Origin of the sequence: Hymenobacter saemangeumensis (assembly GCF_039541835.1) — a bacterium.
Classification (GTDB): Bacteria; Bacteroidota; Bacteroidia; order Cytophagales; family Hymenobacteraceae; genus Hymenobacter; species Hymenobacter saemangeumensis.
In genome coordinates this window covers 1-19,900 of record NZ_BAABGZ010000057.1, presented here as the reverse complement: position 1 = coordinate 19,900, position 19,900 = coordinate 1, and the positions used below count along the sequence as shown (strand labels likewise).

19 protein-coding genes and 1 tRNA gene are annotated in these 19,900 nt (G+C 63.0%); 9 read left to right on the top strand and 11 right to left on the bottom strand.

The annotated features are described in order from the left end of the window. Positions 1–301: 301 nt before the first annotated feature. Complete coding sequence (locus tag ABD919_RS14340) at positions 302–1,390, top strand: flavin-containing monooxygenase (protein ID WP_345236707.1); 1,089 nt, start codon at positions 302–304, stop codon at positions 1,388–1,390. A 477-nt stretch (positions 1,391–1,867) separates the two neighbouring features. Here the strand turns inward: ABD919_RS14340 and ABD919_RS14335 are convergent, their stop codons facing one another. Next, positions 1,868–2,239: a T9SS type A sorting domain-containing protein gene (locus ABD919_RS14335; RefSeq protein ID WP_345236706.1), complete on the bottom strand. Its 372-nt coding sequence runs from the start codon at positions 2,237–2,239 to the stop codon at positions 1,868–1,870. 177 nt (positions 2,240–2,416) lie between these two features. On the opposite strand from ABD919_RS14335, the gene ABD919_RS14330 reads away from it, so the two are divergent. The 3 genes from ABD919_RS14330 (at position 2,417) to ABD919_RS14320 (ending at position 5,586) form a co-directional block, all read left to right on the top strand. Next, on the top strand, positions 2,417–3,535 hold the full coding sequence (locus tag ABD919_RS14330) for an NAD(P)/FAD-dependent oxidoreductase (RefSeq protein WP_345236705.1): 1,119 nt from the start codon (positions 2,417–2,419) through the stop codon (positions 3,533–3,535). Between the two features lie 132 nt (positions 3,536–3,667). Then, positions 3,668–4,837, top strand: a complete 1,170-nt coding sequence (locus ABD919_RS14325) for a type III polyketide synthase (RefSeq protein ID WP_345236704.1) — start codon at positions 3,668–3,670, stop codon at positions 4,835–4,837. 53 nt (positions 4,838–4,890) lie between these two features. Then, entirely contained in the window at positions 4,891–5,586 is a 696-nt protein-coding gene (locus tag ABD919_RS14320; RefSeq protein ID WP_345236703.1) for a methyltransferase domain-containing protein, read from the top strand. Positions 5,587–5,714: 128 nt separating this feature from the next. Here the strand turns inward: ABD919_RS14320 and ABD919_RS14315 are convergent, their stop codons facing one another. After that, entirely contained in the window at positions 5,715–6,623 is a 909-nt protein-coding gene (locus ABD919_RS14315) for a histone deacetylase family protein (protein ID WP_345236702.1), read from the bottom strand. Between the two features lie 77 nt (positions 6,624–6,700). After that, positions 6,701–6,778 (bottom strand) — tRNA-Val (locus tag ABD919_RS14310). 193 nt (positions 6,779–6,971) lie between these two features. On the opposite strand from ABD919_RS14310, the gene ABD919_RS14305 reads away from it, so the two are divergent. After that, complete coding sequence (locus ABD919_RS14305) at positions 6,972–7,655, top strand: porin family protein (protein ID WP_345236701.1); 684 nt, start codon at positions 6,972–6,974, stop codon at positions 7,653–7,655. An 81-nt stretch (positions 7,656–7,736) separates the two neighbouring features. Here ABD919_RS14305 and ABD919_RS14300 read toward each other — a convergent pair whose 3' ends face one another. The 3 genes from ABD919_RS14300 to ABD919_RS14290 are packed head-to-tail and all read right to left on the bottom strand — an operon-like array spanning position 7,737 to position 9,932. Then, positions 7,737–8,315 carry a type 1 glutamine amidotransferase domain-containing protein gene (locus tag ABD919_RS14300; protein ID WP_345236700.1) on the bottom strand — a complete coding sequence of 193 codons (579 nt, stop codon included), beginning with the start codon at positions 8,313–8,315 and terminating at the stop codon, positions 7,737–7,739. Positions 8,316–8,353: 38 nt separating this feature from the next. Continuing rightward, the gene (locus ABD919_RS14295; protein ID WP_345236699.1) at positions 8,354–9,382 is read right to left on the bottom strand and encodes a Tle-like phospholipase domain-containing protein; all 1,029 of its coding nucleotides are present in this window, start codon (positions 9,380–9,382) and stop codon (positions 8,354–8,356) included. A gap of 25 nt (positions 9,383–9,407) precedes the next feature. After that, on the bottom strand, positions 9,408–9,932 hold the full coding sequence (locus tag ABD919_RS14290; RefSeq protein WP_345236698.1) for an acyl-CoA thioesterase: 525 nt from the start codon (positions 9,930–9,932) through the stop codon (positions 9,408–9,410). Between the two features lie 265 nt (positions 9,933–10,197). On the opposite strand from ABD919_RS14290, the gene ABD919_RS14285 reads away from it, so the two are divergent. Together ABD919_RS14285 and ABD919_RS14280 are read left to right on the top strand one after the other, a co-directional pair. Next, a complete protein-coding gene (locus ABD919_RS14285; RefSeq protein WP_345236697.1) occupies positions 10,198–12,207 on the top strand; it encodes a GMC family oxidoreductase N-terminal domain-containing protein in 2,010 nt (669 codons plus the stop codon). Positions 12,208–12,272: 65 nt separating this feature from the next. Further along, on the top strand, positions 12,273–12,671 hold the full coding sequence (locus tag ABD919_RS14280; RefSeq protein ID WP_345236696.1) for a hypothetical protein: 399 nt from the start codon (positions 12,273–12,275) through the stop codon (positions 12,669–12,671). 12 nt (positions 12,672–12,683) lie between these two features. Here ABD919_RS14280 and ABD919_RS14275 read toward each other — a convergent pair whose 3' ends face one another. Further along, the gene (locus ABD919_RS14275) at positions 12,684–13,301 is read right to left on the bottom strand and encodes a Uma2 family endonuclease (protein WP_345236695.1); all 618 of its coding nucleotides are present in this window, start codon (positions 13,299–13,301) and stop codon (positions 12,684–12,686) included. Positions 13,302–13,317: 16 nt separating this feature from the next. Then, complete coding sequence (locus tag ABD919_RS14270) at positions 13,318–14,787, bottom strand: aldehyde dehydrogenase family protein (RefSeq protein ID WP_345236694.1); 1,470 nt, start codon at positions 14,785–14,787, stop codon at positions 13,318–13,320. A gap of 354 nt (positions 14,788–15,141) precedes the next feature. On the opposite strand from ABD919_RS14270, the gene ABD919_RS14265 reads away from it, so the two are divergent. Beyond that, positions 15,142–16,236 (top strand): phosphatase PAP2 family protein, encoded by a 1,095-nt coding sequence (locus ABD919_RS14265; protein ID WP_345236693.1) that lies wholly within the window; start codon positions 15,142–15,144, stop codon positions 16,234–16,236. A gap of 217 nt (positions 16,237–16,453) precedes the next feature. Here the strand turns inward: ABD919_RS14265 and ABD919_RS14260 are convergent, their stop codons facing one another. Both ABD919_RS14260 and ABD919_RS14255 read right to left on the bottom strand, forming a co-directional pair. Next, on the bottom strand, positions 16,454–17,110 hold the full coding sequence (locus tag ABD919_RS14260; RefSeq protein ID WP_345236692.1) for a T-complex 10 C-terminal domain-containing protein: 657 nt from the start codon (positions 17,108–17,110) through the stop codon (positions 16,454–16,456). A 351-nt stretch (positions 17,111–17,461) separates the two neighbouring features. Beyond that, the gene (locus tag ABD919_RS14255; protein ID WP_345236691.1) at positions 17,462–18,328 is read right to left on the bottom strand and encodes an SDR family oxidoreductase; all 867 of its coding nucleotides are present in this window, start codon (positions 18,326–18,328) and stop codon (positions 17,462–17,464) included. A 195-nt stretch (positions 18,329–18,523) separates the two neighbouring features. Between ABD919_RS14255 and rluF the strand changes: the two genes are divergently transcribed. After that, entirely contained in the window at positions 18,524–19,570 is a 1,047-nt protein-coding gene (gene rluF / locus ABD919_RS14250) for a 23S rRNA pseudouridine(2604) synthase RluF (protein ID WP_345236690.1), read from the top strand. Between the two features lie 149 nt (positions 19,571–19,719). On the opposite strand, the gene ABD919_RS14245 is transcribed toward rluF, so the two are convergent. Next, positions 19,720–19,900 (bottom strand): hypothetical protein (locus ABD919_RS14245; protein WP_345236689.1); only part of this gene is annotated, 181 nt, incomplete at its 5' end.

The window sequence follows — 19,900 nt, the reverse complement described above, 5'->3', positions numbered from 1 at the left end:
CAGCCCGCCGCCAACCTGCCCGCCGGCCTCTACCTGGCCCGCTCCGCCGACGGCAAGCACACCATCCGACTCCTGCGAAGCGAAGCGCAGTAAGCCTCGCTTTTTGTTAAGACCCACACGAAGCCCTGCCAACCCTGTTGGCAGGGCTTCCTGCTGTTATGGAACCTTGGCCGCCCTGGCTCCCAGCCGGCTGCTGCTTGTGGGCACCCGCATTCCGGCCCCTGCCTCCGATTTGCGGCAGCCCCTCTCCCCTTCCGGCATCCGGCGCCTTTTGTAGCTTGCGCCCTCCTACCTTCTTTCCATGACGCTGGCTACTGCCCCTCTCTGCTTCGATACCCTGGTTGTTGGGGCCGGCCAGGCCGGGCTGGCGGCCGCCTACTACCTGCAGCAGGCCGGAGTGGCTTTCTGTGTGCTCGATGCCGCGCCGGCCGTCGGGTATTCCTGGAGCCAGCGCTACGACTCGCTGCGCCTTTTTTCGCCCGCTTGGGTGAGTGGCTTGCCGGGGTACGCCTGGCCCGGCCCCCGCCTGCACTACCCCTCCAAAGACGAGGCCGCGGCCTACCTGCGCGACTATGCCGCCCATTTCCGCTTCCCTATTGCGCTGAACCAGCGGGTAGAGCGCCTGCGTGCTGCCCCGAATGGCCGCTACCACGTGTCCACGGCAGCCGGCACGGTGTACGAGGCCCGGCGCGTCATCATTGCTACCGGACCTTACTCGGGGCCGGCCATTCCAGCGTTTGCCGCTCACCTGCCTTCTTCGGTACTGCAGCTGCACAGCCAGCAGTACCAGCGGCCGGCCCAGCTGCCCGGGGCGGGCCCGGTGGCCGTGGTAGGCAGCGGCAACTCCGCCTTGCAGATTGCCGCCGACCTGGCCGGGACCGGCCGCCCGGTGTTTGTGGCTTTCGATGAGAAAACCCCGTCCGTACCCAACAACCAGCTGACCTGGTCGGCCCTGCTGCTGTTTGGCCTTATCCGCATTCCGCGCCACACCCGGCTGGGCCGCTTTATACACCAGCAGCCCGAGCCCGTTGTCAGCGGCGACCTGACCCGCTTGCGCGGCTTCGCCAATGCCCATTTTATGGGCCGGGCCACGGGGGCCCTGCCCGATGGGTCGCTACAGGGCCGGCTGGCTAGCACGCCGCCCCTGCAGGCCGTGGTGTGGGCCACGGGCTTCCGTCCCGATTTTTCCTGGCTGCAGCTGCCCATTCTGCAGCCCGATGGCAGTCCGCGGCACCACCGCGGCCTGACGGAGGCTCCCGGCATTGCCTTCCTGGGCCTGCAGTGGCTCGACAGCCGCCGCTCGGCTCTGCTCAACGGCGCCGGCCCCGATGCCCGCCGCGTGGTGCAGGCGCTGCTTCGCCTGCCCCCGGACCCAGCCGTTCTGCAGTAGCCAGAATGGCCGCCTGCCTGGTTTCTTTTCTGCCCTGAGAACAAGCATCCTGCGCAAGGGCAAAGGCAGCTCAGAGCACGCTGCCGCCAGGGCGAATCCAGGCGCCCCGCGAACAACACATTTTAAAATTCTTACAGTGCAAAATTCGAAATACGAAGCGAGCAGCCCGGTCAAATATTATTTTTCATAGTCGGCAACAAGTGCTAGGAGGGTGAACCTGCCGGCCTTATTTTTGGTTGAAAATCATAACCGGCGTCCGTAGCGGCGGCATCATCTCTCATACTTTTCTGCTTATTTATGTTACTACTTTCCCTTGGCTTGCTGCTGGCTCCGGCCTTGCTGGTATTCAACTCGATGTGCACTCCCAAACCTACCCTGGCTCCGGTTCGGGTACGGGTAAAATAAGCGGCCCTTCACGGCATAAAAAAAAGCAGCCTTTCGGCTGCTTTTTTAGTTTCTGGCAATCAGGAAGTCAGGCTAGCGAATCACCAGCTTACACATCTGGCTGTTCTTTTCCGACTCCAGCTTTACATAGTACAAGCCGTTGGCGAATTTGCTCAGGTCCAGGGTTTTCGTGTACCGGTCGTTCAGCTCCGTCAGGGTTTCACGGTACATAACGGTACCGATTACGTTGAGGACGCTCAGCTCTACTTTCTTACCTTCCAGGTTGTTGATGGTAAGATGAATAATGCCCGTAGTGGGGTTGGGGTAGATAACGAGGGTTTTTTCATCGGCACCGGGCCGCTGCACCGGGCGGTGCACCGGGGCTGCCGTAGCCCGGGGCATTAAGTCCAGCGCGGGGCCAAGGCCGAGGCTGAGGATGGCGAAAAGTATGAGTATGCGTTGCATCATATTATAAGTTAGAGGGTGTAAGAACACCGCTGGCGATTTTCACTAAACGACAAGCGCTTATTTTGGTTTTACAAAGGTACGCCAACTGAGCCGTTTAGCCTAAGAAAGCATTCAATATCTTCGATGAACCCACAAGTTTTCTCTACCACAGAGGGCTTTTTCCCAGCTCAATAGATGGAAGTGCTTCTAATTGGCGGCGGGCTGGCGGGGCTGGCCGCGGCCCTGGACCTGGCCGGCCGCGGCCATCAGGTGGCCCTGGTAGAGCGCAAAGCTTACCCCTTTCACCGCGTGTGCGGCGAGTACGTGAGCAACGAGGTGCTGCCTTATCTGCGGCGGCTTGGGGCCGACCCGGCCCCGCTGGGCCCGGCTGCCATCGAGCGGTTTGAGCTGTCGTCGCCCCGCGGCCGCCTGCTGCACGCGCCCCTCGACCTGGGCGGCTTCGGCGTGAGCCGCTATGCCCTGGACGACTTTCTCTACCGCCGGGCCCTGGCGCTGGGCGTCACGTTCTACCTGCCGGCTACCGTGACGGAGGTGGCCTTCGACGCCGCGGCCGACGAGCACCTGGTGCGGCTGGCCGATGGGCGGGAGCTGCGGGCCCGGGTGGTGCTGGGCGCCTACGGCAAGCGCGCCAACCTCGACCGGCAGCTGCAGCGGGCGTTTTTTCAGCAGCGCTCCCCCTACCTGGGCGTGAAGTACCACCTGCGCCTGCCCGGCTTTGCCCGCAACGTTATTGCCCTGCACAACTTCGCCGATGGCTACGCCGGCATCTCGGCCATTGAAGACGACAAGCTCTGCTTCTGCTACCTCACCACCCGCGCCAACCTTAAGCAGCACGGCAGCATACCCGCGCTGGAGCAGCAGGTGCTGGCCCGCAACCCCCGCCTGCGCGAGGTTTTCAACGCGGCCGAGGTGCTTTACCCCCAGCCGGAAGTCATCAACGAAATTTCCTTTGCCCCCAAGCAGCCCGTCGAAGCCCACGTGCTGATGTGCGGCGACGCGGCCGGCCTTATCACCCCGCTGTGTGGCAACGGCATGGCCATGGCCCTGCACGGCGCCGCCCTGGCCGCGGCCGAAGTGCACCAATTTCTGACGACGCCCCAGAGCCGCAGCGCGCTGGAGGACAGCTACGCCCGGCACTGGCGGCAGCAGTTTGGCAGCCGCCTGCGCGTGGGACGGGCCGTGCAAGGCCTGTTTGGCGCCCCTATCCTGAGTGAGCTGGCCGTGGGCAGCCTGCGCTTCTGGCCCGCAGCGGTACAGGCCCTGATGCGGCGCACGCACGGCCAGCCCTTTTAAGGCCACCTACATTTTTTTGGCCTGGGCTTTCCTTTCGGCGTTAAACAACGTACCTAGCCAACAGTTCTGTTTGTATCCTTCCGCCGACCAGCCTTGCTACCCAAACGGCGCTGTCCTTATTCCCTTTCCCGGATGTCGAGTTACTTAGGTGCCATTGGTACCGCCACCCCTGCCCACTGCATCGCTCAGCCCCAGATTGCCGACTTTATGGCCCGCGCCCTGCAGCTGGGCGACGACGACACGCGCAAGCTGCGGGCCCTTTACCGGGTGTCGGGCATCGCCCAGCGCTACTCCGTGCTGCCCGACTACGGCCGCAGCAACGGCAGCTTTACCTTCTTCCCCAACACGCCCGACCTGGAGCCTTTTCCCAGCGTGGGCCAGCGCATGGCCGTGTACCGCCGCGAAGCCCTGCCCCTGGCGCTGGATGCCGTGCGCAACTGCCTGCGCCAGGCACCGGCCATCGAGCTGAATACCATTACCCACCTGGTGACGGTGAGCTGCACGGGCATGTACGCGCCGGGGCTGGATATTGAGCTGGTGCAGGCCCTGGGCCTGCCCACCAGCGTAAAGCGCACCTGCGTCAACTTCATGGGCTGCTACGCGGCCATGAACGCCCTGAAGCTGGCCGACGCTTTCTGCCGCGCCGACGACTCGGCCCGGGTGCTGATTGTGAGCGTGGAGCTTTGTACCCTGCACTTTCAGAAAAGCCGGGAGGAAGACCACCTGGTGAGCAATGCCTTGTTCAGCGACGGGGCCGCGGCCTGCCTGGTGCTGCCCCGCCCCCTGCCCGGCCCCACGCCCAGCCTGGCCCTGCAGGCGTTTCACTGCGCCCTGGAGCCGGACGGCCACGACGACATGGCCTGGCACATCAACGACTTTGGGTTTGAGATGACCCTGTCGTCGTACGTGCCCAAGCTGATTCAGAAGGGCATTCGCACCCTTACCGATGGCCTGCTGGCCCAGCTGCCGGTGCAGCTGTCCGACATTCATGCCTTTGCCATCCACCCCGGCGGACGCAAGATTCTGGAAACCATTGAAGCCGCGCTCGGGCTCAGCCAGCACGACAACCGCTACGCCTACCAGGTGCTGCGCAACTACGGCAACATGTCGTCGGCCACGGTGCTGTACGTGCTGAAGGAGCTGCTGGAAGATGCCAGCCCGGCCGACAACGGCGCCCCCGTGCTCAGCTTTGCCTTTGGCCCGGGCCTGACCATGGAGGCCGTGCTTTTGCAACTGGCCGTGCGCAATGAACAACCCGCAGCGGCTCATCAGGAAGCAGCCGTTTTGGCGGCTGTTGAATAATCAGGTTCTTTGCCGCTGCTACCTATTCACTGCTAACTGTTCACCGTCTGTTGTTGCTACACCACCGAGCTTCCGGCCCCGAGCTGATGGACGACCTGACCCTGGCCAATGAGGCCCTGCGGCAGAACCTCGACGAGCTCGAAACCATCAACACCTGGCTGGGCGGCTACGCGCCGGTGCTGCATGCCCTGGACCGGCTCAAGCCACGCTTCCCTGCCGGCCGCCCCCTGCGCCTGGCCGACCTGGGCAGCGGCGGCGGCGACACCCTGCGCCACGTGGCCCGCTGGGCCCGCAAAAACGCCGTAGCGGTGGAGCTGACCGGCATCGACGCCAACGCTTTTATGCTGGATTACTCCCGCAGCAAAAGCCAGGGCTTCCCCGAAATCAGCTACCAGCAATTCGACATCTTCTCCCCGGCCTTCCAGGCCCAGGAGTACGACATCGTCACCTGCAGCCTGTTCTGCCACCATTTCACCGACGAGGAGCTGGTGCCCTTGCTGCGCAGCTGGCAGCAGCAGGCGCGGGTGGCAGTAGTTGTCAACGACCTGCACCGGCACTGGCTGGCTTACCACAGCATTAAGTGGCTCACGCGCCTGTTTCGCGGCTCCTACCTCGTGCAGCACGACGCCCCCCTGTCGGTGGCCCGCTCCTTCCGGCAGGCCGACTGGGAAAAACTGCTGGCCCGAGCGGGTATTACCCGCTACGAGCTGCGCTGGCGCTGGGCCTTCCGCTGGCAGGTGGTTTTTTAGGTGTTAGGGCTTAGGTTTTAGGTTTTAGGTTTTAGAGATTAATATTTGTTTGAAAGCACCTAATACCTAATACCTAATACCTAATACCTAATACCTAATACCTAATACCTAATACCTAATACCTAAGCCTATCCCCACAGCCCCGCGGCTACCCGAAACGTGTTGGCGTGGGCTTCCACGATGTCGGCGATGCGCTCGGAGTAGCCGCCGCCCATACAAACCATTACGGGCAGGCCGTGGCGCTGGCAGAGGCCCAGCACCAGCTCGTCGCGCCGGCGGCAGCCCTCCCGGCTCAGGGCCAGGTGACCCAGCTTGTCGGTGGCCAGCACGTCGACCCCGGCGAGGTAGAACACGAAGTCGGGCTGCACCTCTTCCAGCAGGCGCGGCAGGGTGTCGGCCAGCAGGCCCAGGTACTCCTCATCACCAGTGCCGTCGGGCAGGGCCAGGTCCAGGTCCGACTGCTCTTTGCGGGCGGGGTAGTTGCGGGCGCCGTGCATGGAAAAGGTGAATACCCGGGGCTCGTGGCGGAAAATGGCCGCCGTGCCGTTGCCCTGGTGCAGGTCGAGGTCCACAATCAATACCTTTCTAACGGCGGCCTCGTGGGTTAGCAGCCAGTGGGTCGCCACGGCCTGGTCGTTGAGCAGGCAGAAGCCTTCGCCGCGGTCGCGGAAGGCGTGGTGGGTGCCGCCGGCCACGTTCAGGGCCACCCCGCGGCTACGCAGGGCCCGCCGGGCGCCCTCAATGGTGCCGCCCAGAATGGTTACCTCCCGCTCAAACAAAGCCGGCGACCAGGGAAAGCCCGTGGCCCGCTCCTGCTGCCGCGTAAGCTGCCCGCTGCGCAGCCGCTCGTAGTAGGTAGCGTCGTGGGTCAGCAACACATCGGCCAGGGGCGGTGGTGTGGGCTCAAAAAAGTCGGCTGCCGAAGCCGTGCCTTCGCGCAGGAGCTGCTCGGGCAGCAGCTCGTACTTCAGCATGGGGAAGCGGTGGCCGGCCGGCAATGGGTGGGCGTAGCAGGGCGCAAAGGCAATGGAGAGCATAAAGGAGCTGCAATGAAATGCACCAGCAGGGGCGTTTATGAAAAAAGCCCTTTTTCCGGGCGGAAAAAGGGCTTTTCTGGTGGGACATGTAGGGCTCGAACCTACGACCCCTACCTTGTCGAGGTAGTGCTCTGAACCAACTGAGCTAATATCCCGGGGCCGAACCGGCGGGCCGGTGCGGGGCATCAAAGATAAAGCCAGCGCTGCACTTTCCCGTGCTGTTTTTTATAAAAAACTCTCGTGATACCTGCGCAATGGCAACCTTCTGGCCCCGGTAAAGTATAGTGAGACGTGGGAATAATATACTTCTCACGCTTTGCCTTATTCCTTTCCTTTCCTCTTTCACCCATGAAAAAGATACTCCTATTCATTCTCCTGGCTGCGGTTTCTTCTCCGGCAGCCTTTGCCCAGGCCCGTGCCGGCGGCGAGTTGTCGTCAAAAGACTATACCGGCGGTGGCACCACGCAGTCGCGCAACACCGGCTTCGGCGTTAAGGGCGGCTACAACCTGAGCGGCCTGCGCGGCGACGACATCAAAGGCATCGACCGCAACTCCCGTAGCGACTTCCATACGGGCATATACGGGCAGTTCGGCTTCAACGAGTTTGCCTCTGCTCAGCTGGAGGCGCTGTATTCGCGCCAAGGCTTTTCGGCTAATACCGGCCCGAACGGTAGCCGGCAGACCTACAAAATGGATTATCTGTCCGTGCCGCTGATGTTTGTCGGCAACGTCACCGAAACCCTGAGCTTCCACGTGGGTCCCCAGGTTTCGCTGCTGGTAAAAGCCGAGGAAGAAGGCAAGGACCTGGACTTCGACAGCAACGGGCTTAACTCGTTTGATTTCGGCGGCGTACTCGGTGCCGAAGCCCGCGTGGGACCGGCGCGTGTGGGGGCCCGCTACGTGGGCAGCTTAGGTAAGATTTTTGGCGACAACGGCGCTAAAGTAGCGAACCTGGCTTCCGGCAAGTTCACCAACAGCGACCTGTACAACAACGTGTTCCAGCTGTACATCGGCATTGGCTTTACCCAATAAGCCCTGCGTGCTCATTCCACTAAAAAGGACGTCCTACCCGGACGTCCTTTTTTTATGGCTTACAGATAAGCGCTGGCTTTCCTAGCTGCGCGCTTCGTGCCGGCCTTCCAGCACTTCCTCCACAATTTTCTTGTTGAAAGCCGGAATATCCTGGGGCTTGCGGCTGGTGATTAACCCTTTGTCGACCACCACCTCGGAGTCTTCCCAGAGGGCGCCGGCGTTGCTGAGGTCGGTTTTCAGGCTGGGCCAGCTGGTCATGCGCCGGCCTAGCACCAGGCCGGTTTCAATCAGGGGCCAGGGGCCGTGGCAGATGGCGGCCACTACCTTGCCCGAGCGCATAAACTCGCCCACGAAGCTTACGACGTCCTGGTCAGTTCGCAGCACGTCGGGGTTCATCTGTCCGCCGGGCAGTACCAGGGCGTCGTAGTCGGCCACCCGGGCCTCGGTTATCACCTTGTCGACGTCGACCTTGCTGCCCCAGTCCTTGGCCGGGCCGTCCCAGCCTTTGATGGCGCCGCTTTTCAGGGAGATGACGTGGGTTTCGGCGCCTTCGCCCTCGAGGTACTTCTTGGGCTCGTCCAGCTCCGACTGCTCGAAGCCGTCGGTGGCCACAATGGCAATTCGCTTGCCTTTCAGTTTGTCGCTGCCAAATATGCTCATAGGTGTGGTAGGTAGTAAAGGGCAGGCGTGTTCCTGCGCTAGTACCTACGCTTGAGCTTGGCAGGAGTTGGCCTGGGGGCCGCATGCTGCACCGCGGCGGCTTCCGCTAGCGGCTCGGGCGGGCGGTGCAGCCCCCGCGCCAGGCGCTGAATGCCGTGCTGCAGAAAAGGCCGGGGCGCCTCAAACTGCGAGGAGAAGTTATAGCGCAGCAGCACCACGTCGCCCTTGCTCCAGAGGTTGCGCAGGTAGCCCGGCACAAAGCGCAGCACCGAGAGCACCTCGTTGCTTTCGTACACCAGGAAAGCCCGGCGGCCGCCGGTATAAGCCTGCCGCTCGGCTTTGGGCAAGTCGTAGTAGCCGGTAAGTGGCGAGGTGTTGAAGGCAAACACCTTTTCGATGCGGCCGCAGCTGTACCCGGCGTGCTGGGCCAGGCCGCCGCCCAGGGAGTGGCCGGTGGCAAAGATGCGCTGCTGCCCCCCGTAGGCCGCATCAAGCCGCGCTACGAGGGCCGGCGTGAGGTCGCGCACCTGCTCGTACTGGTCCCACAGGCCCGGCGTGTTGGTAAGGGGGCGGAAGTTGGCCTGCCAGTCGGCCAGCTCGCCGAAGTTGGTGCCGCGGAATACCAGCGCAGCGAGGGGCGCCCGCCCCGAATCGGCTTTCACCCACACGTCGTAGGTGAGTCCGCCGCCCATGTACTCGCCCTCCGGGGGCTGCAGGCGGTAGCTAAACGGAAAAGGCCGCCAGCCCAGGGCCGAGAGCCGGGCCCGCTCCTGGGCGTACTTCTGCTGGTCGCGCTGGTAGTCGGGCCGGTTGCCCGGGGGCTTTTTGCCTGCGTACACCACGGCGCTCAGCAAGGCCATTTCGCCCACCAGCGTATAGTCGGTGTCGTACAGCGCCGGGGTAAGCTGGCCCTGGGCCACGGCGGCTACGGCCCGCAGCTCGCGCTTGCCCCGGATGTTCACAATTACCCGGTCCTGGGGCTGGCAGGCGCCACCCGCCAGCAGCACGCCCAGCCAGCAGGCCAGCACGCCAAGCCTGGCTCGGCGCAGTACGCGGGGCTTTTTCATGCAGCAGGTGTGGGAGGCCCTCAAGTTAGTCGCCTTTGCCCGTGTCGCGCCGCTTCTGCTTTAGCTGCTGCCGCACCAGCTTCACCCGCTCGTCGAAGCCGTCGGGGTCGTAGTCGACCTCGTCCACGTCGATTTCATTTAGCAGGTCCATCAGCTCGTCGGGGTGGTCGAGGCGGGTGCCGGCGGGCATCTGCACAAACGTCATTTCCGACCAGAGCAGGGCCAGCAGCCGCTGCCCGTCTTCGGAGCGCATCTGCATTTCCACCACCAGGTTGCTGTTGTCGAAGTGAATAAGCTGGGTGCCGATGCGCACCAGGGCCCCGTGCCGGGCCGGTTTCAGAAAGCTGAGGTGGTGCTTGGTAATAACCCAGGCCGCCCGCTGCTCCTGGGCCAGCTTGCCCAGGTTCATGGCGTAGTGCTCGGTGGTGTGGTCTTCGCGCGCGTTCAGGAAGTAGTCGAGGTAGCGGGCATTGTTGAGGTGGCCCAGCATGTCGCAGTCCTGAAAATGAATGCGGTGCAGGGTTTCCGGGGTACGAACCAAACGGGCCATGGCAGGAGTGCCAGCGGTTAGCTGGCCGTTAGTAATTCAAGATTGAAGCGGCGCAAAATTAGCCTCCTTACCCGGGCAGAGGGGCCGAAGTTGCCGCCGGCCCGCGGCTCAACCATAGCGGCCCGGGTAAATAGGCCCTCCCATTTTTCACCAAAGAATTCAGCCACAGGGGGCGCAGCTGAATAATAACCGCGCAAAACTATTCGGCACGCCTACTACTTTTCATAAAAAAGCCGTACCTTTTTCCCCGCAAAAAGCCCGATTTATGTTTGCCCTCACGCCCGCCCGCACCGCCGTTCTGCACGCCCTCGCCGACACCTTCATTCCGCCCCTGGCCGAAGGCAGCCCGGCCGGCTCCGAGGGCCTGGACGTGAGCAAGCTGGAAGAAGCCATCCGGGAGCAGCCCCTGGGCGCCCAGGCCGAGTTCGGGCAGCTGCTCGACCTGCTGGAGAAGCCGGTGCTGGGCCTCACCTGGTTTGGGCCGCTCAAGCCCTTTCGCAAACTAGATGCTGCCCAGCGCGAGCAGCTGCTGCAAAGCTGGGCCTCGTCCAACCTGCCCCAGCTGCGCAAAGCCTTTCATGCCCTGCGCAAGCTCTGTACCTTTCTCTACTACGGCGGCAGCCAGGTCGACCTGCCCGCGGCCTGGGGCGGCCTGGGCTACCCCGGCCCCCTGGAAAAGCCCGTGGACACGCCCCGGCCCATTCGCCCCCTGCAGCCCAGCCAGGATACCGAGTACGACTGCGAAGTGCTGGTCATTGGCTCGGGGGCGGGCGGCGGGGTAATTGCCGGCGAGCTGGCCCGGGCCGGCTACGACGTGCTGGTGCTGGAAAAAGGGCCCTATTGCCACGGCTGCGACTTCACCCAGCGCGAGGTCGACATGCTGGGCAAGCTCTACGATGCCAAGGGCACCCTCACCACCCAGGACGGCAGCATCGGTATTCTGGCCGGCTCCTGCCTGGGCGGCGGCACCACCGTAAACTGGGCCGGCTCCTTCCGCACCCCCGACTACGTGCTGCAGGAATGGGCGCGTGAGCACCAGGTGCCGCACTTCACCACGCTGGAATTCAAGGAAAGCCTCAACGCCGTGGCCCGCGCCCTGAGCGTGAACACCAGCTACCCGCGCCACAACGGCCAGAACCAGGCCCTGTGGGACGGCTCGACCCGGCTGGGCGAGGAAGTAAAGCTCATTCCCCGCAACGAAAAGGGCCTCGACGACTCCGACGCCCACTTCCAGGCCCTGGGCTACACCACCATGGGCGACGCCTTCGGCATCAAGCAGGGCACCTTGAACACCTACCTGCTCTCGGCCTTCGAGCACGGCGCCCGCATCCTGCCCGACACCCGGGTGGAGCGCGTGACCATTGCCCAGGGCCGCGCCACCGGCGCCGAGGCCTGCTACACCGCGGCCGATGGCCGCCAGCACCGCATCAGGGTGCGGGCCCGGCGCGTGGTGGTGGCCGGTGGCTCCATTCAGACGCCCGCCCTGCTGCTGCGCAGCGGCCTGAAGCACCCCCACCTGGGCCGCCACCTGCACCTGCATCCTACCGTAGCCGTGGCCGCGCTCTACCCCCAGCGCATGAACTCCTGGCACGGCCCCAGCATGAGCGTGGTAAACGACACCTACACCCAGCTGCACGGCACCAACTTCGGCGCCAAGCTCGAAACGCCGCCCACCCATCCGGGCCTGCTGAGCATGGTACTGCCCTGGCTCTCAGGCCGCCAGCACCACGAGCTGATGCGCCAGGCCGCCCACCTGGGCTCCTTCATCGTGCTCACCCGCGACCGGGACGGCGGCCGCGTGAGCATCGACAAGCACGGCGCCCCGCTTATCGACTACAGCCTGTCGGAGTTCGACCGCGGCAACATGCTGGCAGGCGTGCAGGCGGCTGCCCGCATCCATGTAGCGGCCGGAGCCCACACGGTATACCTGCCCCACGGCACCCTGCCCACCCTGCACGCGCAAGATGGCGTGCTGCAAAACCCCGACGTGCTGGCCCGCCTGCCCCACCTGAGCTGGAAGCCCAACCACTTCGGCCTCTACAGCGCCCACCAGATGAGCACCTGCCGCATGGGCGGCGACGCCGCCACCCACCCCCTCAAGCCCAACGGCGAGACGGTGGAAGTGCAAAACCTCTTTGTGGCCGACGCGTCGGCTTTCCCGGCCTGCAGCGGCGTCAACCCCATGCTCACCATCATGGCGCTGGCCCACTATACGGCCCAGGGCATAAAGGCCAGCAAGGCCAGCGAAGCCCGGCCGGCTACGGCCGTAGCGTAGTTCGACGCCTCGCCCAGCCCCTTGCCTCTGCTTTTGCGTAAACGGCCGGAATCCACTTCCACGCCATGCCTTCCTTACGCTTAGCTGCTGCCCTGCTCCTTTCCCTGTTTGTGCTCACCGACTGCGCCCGGCGCCCCGCGCCGGTAGTAGAAACCGTGCGCACCGAAGACTCGCCCACCCCGCCCGCCGCGGCCCGCGACCTGGCCGACGTGATGGCCAGCACTCTATCTCTGAGCCCTGAGCAGACCACGAAAGTGCGCTCCATCTTGGCCAACACAGTGGCCGAGGTAAATGCCGCGCGCCAGAAGCACCCGCCCAAGTCGGCCCCGCTGATGACGGAGCTCAAGCGCATCAATGCCTCGTCGGAAGCCCAGCTGAAGCAAACGCTGGGTGCGGTAAAATACAAGGAGTTTCAGGCCAAGAAAAAGCAGATTCAGACCGAGATGCAGCAGCGGGCACGGTAGGCAGGCCAGCCTTTATCGTGTCGTTGGCGGACCTAGGCGGATAGGAGCGATTCCTGAAGCTTCATACACCTCAACCAGGGGTAAGCGTAAGCCTAAGTCTGAAATATCCAGTATATCGGCCGGCTCCGTTAGCAGACGGTGAATCCACTGCCCGGCTTCATCGCGGCGGTACCAGTCCATTGCCCAAGTGGCCTGCGATACCAATATGTAATGCTGTAAACTAGCCAATTTGCGGTACTGGCTGAACTTTTCCGTACGGTCGTACTCGGCCGTGGATGGCGAAAGCACCTCCATGATAAGTACCGGCTGTCGCACCAGGTATTCATCTTGAAAATCAGCCGGGGCACAGCTCACCATTACATCCGGGTAGGTGTAATAAAAATTTTCCTGCACAGCCAGCCGAACGCCTTCCATAAAAACCTGACAGCGTTGCCCCCGCAAGGCCGAGCGCAGAGCAATAACCAGGTTTTGTGCTATGGTATTATGTGCTTTGCTCGCCCCAGCCATTGCAAAAACCTCTCCGTCGAAGTACTCATGACGCACCACGCTCTGCTCCTCCAGAGCAAAGTATTCGGCTGGCGTATAGCGGCGCTTCTGTTGCTCAGCGTGTCCCATTACACTTTTTTCCAAAGTTAGCCCACCGACCCTACAAATACTTCATCAGCATGCCAATGAGCTGCTTTACCTTGCTGGTGTAGGGCGGGTACATCATCTTAATGCCGGTAAGGCCCACACGCTGCTGCAGCACCGACTTCTCGTTGCTGAAGGCCAGGAAGCCGGCATGGCCGTGGGCCTTGCCCAGGCCGCTATTGCCCACGCCCCCGAACGGCAGGTCGGGATGTGCCAGGTGGATGATGGTTTCGTTCACGGCGGCCCCGCCCGCACTCACGTTGGCCAGCAGGTAGCGGCGGTTTTCAGCGCTGCTGGTGAAAACGTACTGCGCCAGCGGCGGAAAGCGCGCATTGATGTAGCCGGCCGCCTCGCTCAGGGTTTTGTAGGACAGCACCGGCAGCAGCGGCCCGAATATCTCCTCTTCCAGAATGGCAGCCCCCTCGGGCACGTTGGTCAGCACCGTGGGCTCGATGAAGTTGTGGGCCGGGTTGGTGCTGCCGCCCACGGCCACGGTGGCGCCCTTGGCGCGGGCATCGTCGAGCAGGGCGCTCAGCCGGCCGAAGTGGTGCTGGTTGACGATGCGGGCAAAGGACTCCGACTGCTCGGTGCCGGCGCCCTCGGGGTTGTAGAAGCGCTGAATGGCGGCCCGGATTTCCGTGAGCAGGGCCTCCTGGGCGCTGTCCTGCACCAGCACATAGTCGGGGGCCACGCAGGTCTGGCCGGCGTTGAGGAACTTGCCCCACACGATTTTCTCGGCGGCATCGCGCAGGTCGGCCGTAGCATCCACCACGGCCGGGCTTTTGCCGCCCAGCTCCAGCGTGATGCCGGAGAGGTGCTCGGCCGCGGCGCGCATCACAATTTTACCAATCTGCGGGCTGCCGGTAAAGAAAATATGGTTCCAGGGCAAAGCCAGCAGGTCGGTAGCCACCTCCTTGCCGCCTTCCACTACCAGCACCTCCTCGGGGGCGAACAGCTCCTCGCACATGCGCCGGACAAGGGCCGAGGTGGCGGGCGTCTGCTCGGCGGGCTTCACCACGGCGGCGTTGCCGGCCGCGATGGCCGACACCAGCGGGTCGACGGCCAGGTAGAACGGGTAGTTCCAGGGCGCGATGATGAGCACCACCCCTTTGGGCTCCACCTGCACCCAGGAGCGGGTGCCGAGCAACGACAGCGGCGTGCCCACCTTGCGCGGCTTCATCCACTGGGCCAGGTGCGCGATGGTGTGCTTGATTTCCACCAGCGAGGCCCATATTTCGGTGACGTCAGTTTCCTCGGCGGGCTTTCGAAAGTCGGCAAACAGGGCCTGCTGAATGTCGCTGCGGTGGCTGCTGAGCCAGTCGGCCAGGCGGCGCAGGCGGGCCGCGCGGGCCTGGGCATCTTCGCGGCGCAGGGCGGGCGCGTGCCGCCGCAAGGCCTCAAACTGCGCCTGAAACGGGTTGGCAGCTGGTACAGCCGTTGGGGCATTGGTTGGGCGGGCCTGGGGCATAGCGGTGGCAGCAGACATAAGCGGAGGATATGGTAAACAAGCCGGGCATATGCCCGGGGGCCATACGCTGGCCCCTTGAAAGATACAGGGCCGCCGCTAAAATGTCAGCGACGCGGGTTGGTCATTAGCAGCAATGGACCAGGTTTCCCGCCCGTTACGCCGGGGTTATCTTTGCAGCGGCAATGCCGGCTGGCTTTCGTGCTCTTACTGGCGCGGCAGCCGCCACCGCGCGGGCCCTGCCGCTGCTCCTTCCCCGCCCCTACCTGCGCTCCTACTTTTTACCCTATGCTTTCGATTTTTTACGGCCGCGCTTATCCGTTTAAGCGGCTTTTGCTAACTCTATCCACTAGCCTTTCCCTAGCTTCGGCGGCCATGGCGGCCCCCGCCACGCCCCCGGACTCTACTCAGCAGGCACCTGAGGCGACGCTGCCCCTCCCTACACCTGTAGCTGCCGATACACTGCCAGCCGTAGAAACATCCGCCTCTGCGCTGCCCGCCGACTCCAGCGCCCGCCCGCGCCGCGCCCGCAAAACCGACTACCAGGTGGCGCCCGGCGTTACCTGGCACTATGAAAAGCCCAAGCCCTTCCGCTGGCTGCTGCACGTCCCCCGCGACCTGGTGCAGTACCCCGGCTATGCTTTCCGCAAGGAAAATACCAAGGCCATAGTAGGCATAGGCCTGAGCTCGGTGGCCCTGTGGGTGGCCGACCAGGTGTTGCTGGACTGGGCCCAGGATTTTGGCAGAGCCATAAACCTGGAAGCCAAGAGCACTCAGAAAACCCTGGTGTATATTCCGTTCAAGGTCGGCGACATCAACCTGCCGCTGGAATTCAACGTGCCCGACAACCTCAACAGCACGTTCTACTACATCGGCGATGGCTGGACGCACCTAGGCACTGCGGCTGGCTTCATGGCCTATGGAATCATCAAGAAAGACAACCGCGCCGCCCAAACTGCCTCGCAGCTGGGCGAGTCCATCCTGAGCACGGGCATTGTGGTGCAGGCCATCAAGCGCAGCACGGGGCGGCAGAGCCCCTTCGTGGCGACCAAGCCCCGGGGCGAGTGGCACCTGTTTCCTTCCTTTACCCAATACCAAAGTCGGGTGCCGAACTTCGATGCCTACCCCACCGGCCACATGGCCACGGCCATGGCCACGGTGACGGTGATTGCCGACAACTACCCGGAATATAAGTTTGTGCGCCCCCTGGGCTACGGCCTTATCGGCCTGCTGGGCTATTCCATGCTCAACAACGGCGTGCACTGGGCCTCCGACTATCCCCTGGGCATTGCCCTGGGCTACGGCTTTGCCAAAATTGCCGTGCGCCACGGCCGCACCCGCGTGGAAGCTCCTGCCGAGCCAGGCACCGGCTTCGTGCCGCGCCGCCCCCAGCCCTGGCACCAGCGAATCCAGTACGCACCGTTCAACTACGGGCCCTACACAGGCGTATCCTGCTCCTATAGCTGGTAGGCGTTTTTGGTGATGAAGTGATGAGGCGTGTCATTGCGAGGCAAAGCCGAAGCAATCCGTCCTGTTCTCAGCGACTAACCATCTAATGTGAAAAGCCCCAATGCCAGCGCTGGCATTGGGGCTTTTCTAGGTCTGGGCTTACCTGGTTTCCGGGTGCTAGAGGACGGATTGCTTCGCTGCGCTCGCAATGACACGTCTTATCAGCCCACCAACTACCCTAGCGCTTCACTTTGGTTTCGCCGTCGTCGGCATCGGTTTTGACTTTGGTGCCGTTGGCGTACTTCACTTTGCGGTCGCCGTCCTTGTCAATCTTGACTTTGGTGCCGTTGGAGTACTCAATCTTGATATCGCCGCCGTCATTTTTATAGCTCACAATGCGGGCACGGCGCCGGGGCTTGGCGTGGGGTGTCGTGGTAGTGGCGGTGGTTGTAGTGGTGGTGGCAGTAGTACCCTCCCTATCGTCGTCGCCATAGTAGTAGCGCTCCCGATTGGTTTCGTAGGTGCGGTACTGCGTTGGGTTGGTGACGATGGTGCGCACTTCCCGGTCGGTATCGTCGTCGACGGTGCGGTAGGCGGCGTAGCTGCCGGTGGTGTCGCTGGTGTAGCGGGCATCAATCTCGCCCAGGCGCCGGTTACGGGTGTAGTAGGCGTATTCGAGGCGGCGCCGGGTTTCGGCGTCGGTCAGCTTCAGGTCGGAAGCTACCCGGTCGGTCAGGCGGCGGGCATCGTCGTGGTAGCCGATGGTGTCGGATACCACCACGGCCGTGTCGCGGCTGGCACCGGGCACGGCCGCCGTAATTTCAGCAGGTTTTTCCTGATGGCAGGCGGCGGTGGTAAGGGCCACGGCGGCCAGCAAAAGCAATTTTGTATTCATGGTAAGCGTAAGCAAAATGATACGATGCGGCAATGACAGCATCGGTAGGTGCTTACGGCCAGGCTTGAAGGCAGGTTATTTTTGAGTTAAAAGTGAAAAGTGAAGAGTTAAAAAGCAGACCTGCCTTTCAACTCTTCACTTTTCGCTTCTAGACTTGTCACGAAGTGGTTTGCGAGAACGGTGTAGAGACGCAACCGAAGGTCAGCGCAGCTAACATTTTGCGTCTCCGGGACCGCGCCGGTAGAACGTTCTATTTTTCATCGTTCAACGACGAGACGCAAAATGTTGCGTCTCTACTTCCGCCAGTCGATTTACTCAACTCACTTTATGACGAGTATAACTCTTAACGGGCTAGGTATTCACGGTCTCGCCCCCGTTGGGGTGCAGGGTCTGGCCGGTGAAGTAGGATGCATCTTCCGAGGCCAGGAACACATAGGCCGGAGCCACTTCCGAGGGCTGGCCGGCCCGCTTCATGGTGGTGTCTTTGCCGAATACGGCCACTTTCTCGGCCGGGAAGCTGGCGGGGATGAGGGGCGTCCAGATGGGGCCGGGTGCCACGGAGTTGACGCGGATTTTCTTGTCGGCCAGCTGCTGGGCCAGGGAGCGCACAAACACCGTGATGGCGCCTTTGGTGGACGAGTAGTCGACCAGCTGCTGGTGGCCGCGGTAGGCGTTGATGCTGGAAGTGCAGATGATGCTGTCGCCTTCCTGAAGGTGCTTGAGCGCGGCCCGCGTCACACGCACGAAGGAGAAGAAGTTGACCTCAAATGTGTCGAGCCACTGCTGGTCGGAAGTTTCGGTGAGGTCGTCGCTGGGGAACTGCTCGGCGGCGTTGTTGACTACGATGTTGAGGCCACCGAGCTCCTGCACGGTGCGCTCCACAATGTCCTGGCAGTAGCCGGCCTCGCGCAGGTCGCCGGGCAGGGTAAGGCAGCGGCGGCCCTCGGCCTGCACCAGCTGTCGGGTTTCGTAGGCATCCTCTTCTTCCTCAGGCTTGAAGCTGATGGCCACGTCGGCGCCTTCGCGGGCAAAGTGCACGGCCACGGCCCGGCCGATGCCGGAGTCGCCGCCGGTGATGAGGGCTACCTTGCCCCGCAGCTTGCCGCTGCCCTGATAGCCCGGGCGGATGTACTCGGGCTGGGGCGTCATCTCAGATTCGAGGCCGGGCTGCTGGTCCTGGGTCTGGGGCGGGGTGAAGGTGGGCTTGTTGTCTGACATAGCAATAAGGTGTGGAAAGGGTGAGCTAGGGCAAACGGGTGAGGGCGAACAGGGTTATTGCTGAGTTTTGGGGGCTTCACCGCTCCCGCTGCCCCTCCCTCCGGGGGAGGGGAGCCTTTTCCGGCGGGCCTTCGGCTGCGGCCGCATACGACAGGGGCTAACTTGCAGCTTCGTTTCCTCCTCTATTCACTGACTATGCCAGCCAGCAACGCCACCCGCCTCAACAAGTTTATCAGCGAAAGCGGCATCTGCTCGCGGCGGGAGGCCGACCGCTACATTGCCGAGGGCAGCGTGCTGATTAACGGCCGGCCGGCGCAGGTGGGCGACCAGGTGCGGCCCGGCGACCGGGTGAGCGTAAACGGCCGCAAGCTGGAGCCCAAAAAGGCCGAGGAAGACGTGTACATCGCCTTCAACAAGCCCGTGGGCATCACCAGCACCACCGAGCCGGGCGTGCGTGGCAACATCGTGGACTACGTCAACCACAGTGCCCGCATCTTCCCCATCGGCCGGCTGGACAAGGACTCGTCGGGCCTGATTTTCCTGACCAGCAATGGCGATATCGTCAACAAAATCCTGCGGGCCGGCAACAACCACGAAAAGGAGTACGTGGTGACCGTAGACCGCCCCCTCACGCCGCAGGTGCTGGAAAGCATGGCCGCCGGCGTACCCATGCTGGGCACCGTTACCAAGCCCTGCAAGGTGCAGCAGGAAACGCCTTTCATCTTCCGCATTACGCTGGTGCAGGGCCTCAACCGGCAGATACGGCGCATGTGCGAGCATTTCGGCTACGAGGTAACCAAGCTCGAGCGGGTGCGCATCATGAACGTGAGCGTGAAAGGCCTGCCCGTGGGCGACTGGCGCGAGCTGACCGAAGCCGAGCTGGCCGGCCTGATGAAGCTGGTGGAGAAGTCCAGCGGCACCGAAGATGCTTCGGGTGGCAAGCGTGCCGGCAGCAAGCCGGCCGGGGCCGCCCCGCGCAAGCCCGGCACGCCGCCCTCCATAAAAAATCCGTCGGCCAACGGCTGGTGGGGCCCCCGCCCGGAAAAGCCCAGGGAAGGCGGTGCCCCCGGCAAGCGCCCGGCCAAGGCGGGCCCCGGTGGCCCGCCCCGCCCCAAAAAGAGCAGTGCCCCCAATCCAGACCGGCCCAAGCGCAGCGGTCCAACCGGGGCATCGGGCCGGCCAGCGGACAAGGGCAGCAAAGGGGCCGGTGGGCGCGGCAAAGCTGGCAGCGGGCGGCGGTAGCCTGGCTTGCCAGGGCTGCTCATCGACCAGCAGACGCCGGCCGACAACTCAAGGATGTGAACAAACCAGGAGACCTCCCATTGCACACAAACTTCGCCGGAAAAGAAAAAATCAAGTGCCGTTTTATGAGTTTACGAAACTCATCCATTTTACCGGTTTCGTAAACTTTGATTCATAGACGGGTTTCTTAAACTCTCTGGACGCAGTAGCAGCTTGCTGGCACCTTGCGTTGGGACATTGCTGGCAGTGAAGCTGTTTAGGAAGTAGGGTGCCAATAAAAAAGACTTCCACGACGAGGCGAAATTTGGGGTGCGACCCACCTCATTTTTG

Bases quoted from the DNA above. Each gene is read 5' to 3' on its own strand.
- ABD919_RS14340 (WP_345236707.1), top strand. From the start codon at position 302: ATGACGCTGGCTACTGCCCCTCTCTGCTTCGATACCCTGGTTGTTGGG.
- ABD919_RS14335 (WP_345236706.1), bottom strand. From the start codon at position 2,239: ATGCAACGCATACTCATACTTTTCGCCATCCTCAGCCTCGGCCTTGGC.
- ABD919_RS14330 (WP_345236705.1), top strand. From the start codon at position 2,417: ATGGAAGTGCTTCTAATTGGCGGCGGGCTGGCGGGGCTGGCCGCGGCC.
- ABD919_RS14325 (WP_345236704.1), top strand. From the start codon at position 3,668: ATGTCGAGTTACTTAGGTGCCATTGGTACCGCCACCCCTGCCCACTGC.
- ABD919_RS14315 (WP_345236702.1), bottom strand. From the start codon at position 6,623: ATGCTCTCCATTGCCTTTGCGCCCTGCTACGCCCACCCATTGCCGGCC.
- ABD919_RS14305 (WP_345236701.1), top strand. From the start codon at position 6,972: ATGAAAAAGATACTCCTATTCATTCTCCTGGCTGCGGTTTCTTCTCCG.
- ABD919_RS14300 (WP_345236700.1), bottom strand. From the start codon at position 8,315: ATGAGCATATTTGGCAGCGACAAACTGAAAGGCAAGCGAATTGCCATT.
- ABD919_RS14295 (WP_345236699.1), bottom strand. From the start codon at position 9,382: ATGAAAAAGCCCCGCGTACTGCGCCGAGCCAGGCTTGGCGTGCTGGCC.
- ABD919_RS14290 (WP_345236698.1), bottom strand. From the start codon at position 9,932: ATGGCCCGTTTGGTTCGTACCCCGGAAACCCTGCACCGCATTCATTTT.
- ABD919_RS14285 (WP_345236697.1), top strand. From the start codon at position 10,198: ATGTTTGCCCTCACGCCCGCCCGCACCGCCGTTCTGCACGCCCTCGCC.
- ABD919_RS14280 (WP_345236696.1), top strand. From the start codon at position 12,273: ATGCCTTCCTTACGCTTAGCTGCTGCCCTGCTCCTTTCCCTGTTTGTG.
- ABD919_RS14270 (WP_345236694.1), bottom strand. From the start codon at position 14,787: ATGTCTGCTGCCACCGCTATGCCCCAGGCCCGCCCAACCAATGCCCCA.
- ABD919_RS14265 (WP_345236693.1), top strand. From the start codon at position 15,142: ATGGCGGCCCCCGCCACGCCCCCGGACTCTACTCAGCAGGCACCTGAG.
- ABD919_RS14260 (WP_345236692.1), bottom strand. From the start codon at position 17,110: ATGAATACAAAATTGCTTTTGCTGGCCGCCGTGGCCCTTACCACCGCC.
- ABD919_RS14255 (WP_345236691.1), bottom strand. From the start codon at position 18,328: ATGTCAGACAACAAGCCCACCTTCACCCCGCCCCAGACCCAGGACCAG.
- rluF (WP_345236690.1), top strand. From the start codon at position 18,524: ATGCCAGCCAGCAACGCCACCCGCCTCAACAAGTTTATCAGCGAAAGC.